Source organism: Bradyrhizobium sp. (assembly GCF_017881085.1).
In the GTDB taxonomy this organism is placed as follows: domain Bacteria; phylum Pseudomonadota; class Alphaproteobacteria; order Rhizobiales; family Xanthobacteraceae; genus Bradyrhizobium.
On sequence record NZ_JADGRI010000361.1, the window covers coordinates 1 to 5100 of the forward strand.

The window sequence follows — 5100 nt, forward strand, 5'->3', positions numbered from 1 at the left end:
TCTTGCGCCGGGCCTCGATAATCGACTTCCAATAGCCGAGAAAGCCGTTGCGGGTTCTGCCCTCGACGATTTCCTCGACGCTGCCGCCGAGCTTCGCTGCAAGAGCTGTCGCAATGCGGCGTGTCGTTCCCGTACGAGAGTAGAAGATGACAAGAATTTTCGGCCCGGGCATGGTGCTCTCCTTGCTGGTATCGCAAAAGCACCTTGCGCCGGATCGAGACTTCGCGGACTGATCCAGCTCAAGGCCGCATTATTTTGCCCGATTGCACCCGCCAGCTCGAAAAGCCTAATATCAGAATTCAGGGAGTAACGACCAATGGCCGCCAGCAGCCTTCCCGCATCCAGGAGCGGGCTCTTTGCCGATCCGCGCGAGGACTGGCTCAGCTTGCGCAAGGAAGAAATCCTCGATCCCTCGCGGCCGATCGTCGATCCCCATCATCATCTCTGGGATCGCGGCGGCCAGCGCTATCTGATCGAGGAACTGGCCGCCGACATCGCCTCCGGTCACAACATTGTCGCAACCGTCTATGTCGAGGCCCGCTCGATGTATCGCGCCGGCGGCCCGGAAGCGATGCGCCCCGTCGGCGAGGTCGAATTCGCGGGCGGCGCCGCGGCGATGAGCGCGAGCGGCGGTTACGGTACGGCCGCGATGTGTGCCGGTATCGTCGGCCATGCCAATCTGCTCCTGGGCGAAGGCGCGCGCGACGTGCTGGAAGCGGAAACCGCCGCCGGCAACGGGCGCTTCCGCGGTATCCGGCATTCCTCGCCGTGGGACGCGGATCCCGATGTCGCCGGCATGTACGCCCTGCGCCCGAAGGGCCTCCTGCTCGATCCGGCCTTTCGCAGGGGTTTTGCCTGCCTTGCGCCGCTCGGCTTGAGCTTCGATTCATGGCTGTTTCATCCGCAGATCGGCGAACTCGCCGATCTCGCCCGCGCCTTTCCGGACACCAGGATCGTGCTCGATCATTGCGGTGGACCGATCGGCGTCGGCAGCTACGCGGGCCGGCGCGAAGAGATTTTCAAGGGCTGGAAGGCCTCGATCGAGGACATCGCCAAATGCCCCAACGTGGCAGTGAAACTCGGCGGACTGGCCATGCGGCTGCTCGGCTATGATTTTCACGAACGTCCGATGCCGCCCTCTTCGGAAGATTTGGCAGCGGCCTGGCGTCCCTATATCGAAACATGCATCGAGGCATTCGGCCCCGACCGCGCCATGTTCGAGAGCAATTTCCCGCCGGACAAGGGCCAGTGCAGCTATCAGGTGATCTTCAACGCCTTCAAGCGCATCGCCGCACCCTATAGCGAGTCCGAGAAGATCGCGTTGTTCTCGACGACGGCGGCGGATGTCTACCGGCTGAAGCTTGCGTGACGATTTGGAGAGGTGGCAAATGAAATCCCGAACTTGGCTAAGAATTCTGGGATGCCTTGCGGTGCTCGCGGGCCCATCGAATTTCGCGGCGACTTCGGCCCACGCCGCAACCGTCGTGGCGCTCGGCGCCAGCAACACCTATGGCAAGGGCGTGGAGCGCAACCAGGCTTTTCCCGCGCAGCTCGAAGCGATCCTGCGGGCCAAGGGACTGAACGTCAACGTGGTCAATGCCGGCATCAATGGCGACACCACCGAGGGGATGCTTCAGCGAATGGATGGCGTGGTTTCCAAGGACGTCAGCGCCGTAATCCTGCAGCCCGGCGGAAACGACCGACGCAAGGGCAGCCCTGATCGCACCGCGGAAATCCGAAGCCGCCTGAGCGCGCGCGGCATTCGCGTGATCATGGTGCCGAACAACATGTTCAGAGGATTGCCGCATCAGCCCGACGGGCAGCATCTGACCCCGGAGGGTTACCACATGCTCGCGGTGTCCCTGGCGTCGCAGGTCGCGGGCGCGATCGGGCGCTGACTGCCGTTCCGATCAACGCGCATCAGCGGCGCCAAGATCTGGCTATTGCGATTTTGCAAACAAGCCAAAGATGACGGAGCCGACGCTTTGACCGGAGGCGCCGTGACATCAGCCGAAACCGCGCAGGCGGCCATACTCGACGCTCCCGGCGCCGCATTCCGGATCGCGCCCGTTCCGCGGCCGGCTCCTCGACTGGGGCAGGTCCTGGTCCGGATCGCAGCGAGCGCGGTCGACCCGCTCCACATCAAGATACGTGCCGGCCAGGCCGCGCACGCGCGCCAGCCCTTGCCGGCGATTCTCGGCATCGATCTCGCGGATACGATCGAAGCGGTCGGCGATGGCGTCACGGGGGCATTCCGCGCGACGCCACAAGGCTGGTGGACGCTGGCAAGGTCGTCTCCCCGCCCCACGTGGATCCCAGGCATTTTTGCGCAGTCGAGCGTCGGCGATGCCTATGGCGCGGTCGAGGCCAGCGACGGCTCCGGCAAGATCGTGGTCGACATCGGATAGTGTTTCGAGCGAAGCGGATACCGGTTCGCGGGAAGAAAACGCGTCCAAGGATATAGAGCCTAGCCGGTCTTCACCAAGCCGCGCAGCACCAGGTCATTGAGCCGGTTGGCGAACGCCGCCGGGTCCTCCGGTAACTCGCCGTCCAGGATCTGCGCCTGTTCCAGCAGCAGCAACGAGAGATCGCGCGCCGCATCCTTCTGTCCGGCGATGGCGGCGACGAGCGGATGGCGCATGTTGATCTCGAGGATCGGTTTGGTCACGGCGCCCCGGCTCTGCTGAGCCAGCATTTTCTCGAGCACACGGTCGCGGCCCGCGCCGCCCGCCACCAGGCATGAGGCGCTGGTGGTGAGCCGCTGCGACGCGCGCACATCGGAAACCCGCTCGCCCAGCACATCCTTGATGACGGCGATGATCGCGGCTTCATCGGCGGCCGGCTTCTCCGTGTCGGCAGCCTTGTCGTCGATCAGCGGGATCAATCCGAAATCGACGTCGCCCTGACTGAGCGATTTCAGCGGCTTGCCGCCGAAATCAAGCGGCGCCGAGGTCCAGAACGCGTCGACGGGATCGGTGAGCAGCAGCACCTCGATGCCGCGGGCGGTCGCCGATTCCAGCTTGGGATTCGATTTCAGCCGCTCGACGCTGTCGCCGACCAGATAATAGATCTCGGTCTGGTTGGGTTTGAGCGTCTCGACATATTGCGCCAGCGAGCGCTCCTCGCCCGATGTCGTGGCAAAGCGCGACAGCGCCAGCAGTTTCTCGCGCCGCTCGAAATCCTCCCAGATCCCTTCCTTGATCACCGAGCCGAACGCATCCCATATCCTTGAAAAAGTTTCCGGCTCTTTCTCGGCGAGGTTTTCCATCTCGCCGATCACCCGGCTGGTCACGGCCTTGCGGATCTGCGCCAGCTGCGGATTGTTCTGCAGCATCTCGCGGGAGATATTGAGCGGAAGATCCTCGCTGTCGACCACGCCGCGGATGAAGCGGAGATAGCCCGGCAACAGATCGGCATCGTCGTCGATGAAGACGCGGCGAACATAGAGTTTGACGTGGCCCTTGCGGGTCGCCTCGAACAGGTCGAACGGCTTTGTCGATGGCGCAAACAGCAGCACCGCGTAGGACTGCCGGCCCTCGGCGCGGTAATGCAGCGTCATCGCCGGCTCGTCGAAGGCGCCGGCGATGGAGCGGTAGGCCTGCGTGTAGTCTTCCGGCTTGAGCTCCGATTTCGGCCGCTGCCATAGCGCGCTGGCCGAATTGATCTGGCGCGGCTCGCCCTCTTCCGGCTTCAGCTCGATCGGAAACTGGATGTTGTCGGAATAGGCGCCGACGATCCGTTCGATCTCATAGGGCTCCAGGTATTTCTTCGCGTCGTCTTTCAGATGCAGGACGATTTCGGTGCCGCGCGCGACGCGTTTTGAAACTTCGTCAGCCGCAGGCGCAATATCGAACCCGTTGCCCCCCGACGAGGACCAGGTCCAGACCTCGCTGGTGCCGGCGCGGCGGCTGGTGACGGTGATGCGGTCGGCGACCATGAAGGCGGCGTAGAAGCCGACGCCGAACTGGCCGATCAGGCCGGCGCCGTCCTTGGCCTCGGTCAGACGGGCAAGGAAGGACTTGGTGCCGGACCGCGCGATGGTGCCGAGATTGTCGATCAGCTCCTGGCGGTCCATGCCGATGCCGTTGTCGATCACTGACAACGTCCCGGCCTTCTTGTCGGGTACGATGCGGACCTTCGGCGGCTCGCCATCGGCGGTCAGTTCGGGCGCCGCGATCGCCTCGTAGCGCAGCTTGTCCAGCGCATCCGAAGCGTTCGAAATCAGCTCGCGCAGGAAAATATCGGTCTCCGAATAGACCGAGTGCACCATCAGGTGCAGGAGCTCGGCAACCTCGGCCTGAAATGGCTTGTGCTCGGCAACGGTGTCCGTCGTCATGATCGGTCTCGCTCAATTCGCTGGGGAAAGCCTGATATAATGAAGTTGTCTTGACTGGCAAGATTCTTGGCTGGCAAGAATCAAGGGACGCGGCCGGCTGGCCCGTAGAGTTGCAGCAAGCCCGCGGCGGCTGTCTTGGCGCGTTGCGCGAACTCGCGCGGGGTCGGTCGCTCGGCGGTTCGCAGCAGCAGGGCCGTCATCAGGTTGCCCCACAGCAGCCCGGAAAAATGCTCGGCCATCTCCGCCGGATCGCCGCTGAGCAGCCCGGCCGCGCGGGCCCGGCTCATTTTCTCTCGCAAGGCGGCCCGGCTGGGCTCGACACCCAGGGAGTTCAGGGCCTGTGCAACCTCGGGCGCGCGCGCCGCCTCGGCAATCGCCAGCCGAAAGACGGCGATGACGGTCGGATCCGAGATCTCATGCAACAGCTGGGTTCCCAAGGCTTCGAGCGCGCGCGCCAAGCTTTCCCGATCATGCGGTTCGGGCAGGCCGGCGGGCATCTGCAGCCGCCTGGCGCGCTCGCCGATGCAGGCTGCCAGCATTTCCTGCTTGCTGCCGACCAGCGCATAAAGCTCCCGCTTCGAAACCCGCGCCCGGGTCGCGATCTCCAGCGTCGAGGTCTCGGCAAAGCCGCGCTCCATGAACGCCGAGAAGGCCGCGTCGAGGATGCGCTGGCGCGCCGGGGTTTCATCGGCCTCTTCGCGGCGCGTCCCTCCCGTCGATTTCGCCGCCATCGAATCCCTCTTGACTTGGTACCATATGGTACC

Annotated in this window: 5 protein-coding genes; 3 read left to right on the plus strand and 2 right to left on the minus strand. The window is 64.2% G+C overall.

The window, feature by feature from the left end:
- Positions 1–316 precede the first annotated feature (316 nt).
- From QZ213_RS24415 to QZ213_RS27230, 3 genes are all read left to right on the plus strand, one after another.
- On the plus strand, positions 317–1369 hold the full coding sequence (locus QZ213_RS24415) for an amidohydrolase family protein (protein WP_291688642.1): 1053 nt from the start codon (positions 317–319) through the stop codon (positions 1367–1369).
- A 19-nt stretch (positions 1370–1388) separates the two neighbouring features.
- Positions 1389–1898 carry a GDSL-type esterase/lipase family protein gene (locus QZ213_RS24420; protein WP_291688643.1) on the plus strand — a complete coding sequence of 170 codons (510 nt, stop codon included), beginning with the start codon at positions 1389–1391 and terminating at the stop codon, positions 1896–1898.
- Positions 1899–2000: 102 nt separating this feature from the next.
- Positions 2001–2408, plus strand: a complete 408-nt coding sequence (locus QZ213_RS27230) for a hypothetical protein (RefSeq protein ID WP_365885216.1) — start codon at positions 2001–2003, stop codon at positions 2406–2408.
- A 59-nt stretch (positions 2409–2467) separates the two neighbouring features.
- On the opposite strand, the gene htpG is transcribed toward QZ213_RS27230, so the two are convergent.
- On the minus strand, positions 2468–4339 hold the full coding sequence (gene htpG, locus QZ213_RS24430) for a molecular chaperone HtpG (protein ID WP_291688645.1): 1872 nt from the start codon (positions 4337–4339) through the stop codon (positions 2468–2470).
- 77 nt (positions 4340–4416) lie between these two features.
- On the minus strand, positions 4417–5067 hold the full coding sequence (locus QZ213_RS24435; RefSeq protein ID WP_291688644.1) for a TetR/AcrR family transcriptional regulator: 651 nt from the start codon (positions 5065–5067) through the stop codon (positions 4417–4419).
- Positions 5068–5100: the final 33 nt, after the last annotated feature.